1 protein-coding gene is annotated in these 405 nt (G+C 74.3%); it reads right to left on the bottom strand.

Annotated elements, in window-relative coordinates; all coding sequences use genetic code 11:
* On the bottom strand, nt 1-405 hold a 405-nt coding region (locus MKL20_RS21910), incomplete at both ends, for a polysaccharide biosynthesis/export family protein (protein ID WP_244038436.1).

Below are 405 nucleotides of genomic sequence, written 5' to 3'. Positions count from 1 at the left end.
AGCGGCCCGCGCGACAGGCGCACGAAGGTCTCCGACACCGGCGAGCGGTTGCCGCCGGCGGCCGCGATCACATCGAGGATGCGGTCGCCGTGGCCCGAGAGCGGCAGGCGGGCACCGGCCGCGCCCTCGCCGGTGACGGTGACCGCCTGCGAGATCGGCCGGGTGACCGAGACCAGCACCTGCGGCTGGATGGCCTTTCCGGCGAGTTCGTTCTCGATCAGGCCCTGGACGTCCTGGGGCCGGCGGCCGGCGACCTTGATGCGCCCGGCATAGGGCACCGAGATCGCGCCGTCGCGGCCGACCGGCTGCTCGGGGATGAGGGCGGATTTGGACCCGGCGGAGAACCGGTCGGCGACCAGCGGTCCGGAGAACAGGCCGCCGGATCCGGCCTCCCAGACCGAGACC

It is taken from the genome of Methylobacterium sp. E-066 (genome assembly GCF_022829635.1).
Taxonomy (GTDB): domain Bacteria; phylum Pseudomonadota; class Alphaproteobacteria; order Rhizobiales; family Beijerinckiaceae; genus Methylobacterium.
This window is presented reverse-complemented; position numbering and strand designations above follow the sequence as displayed.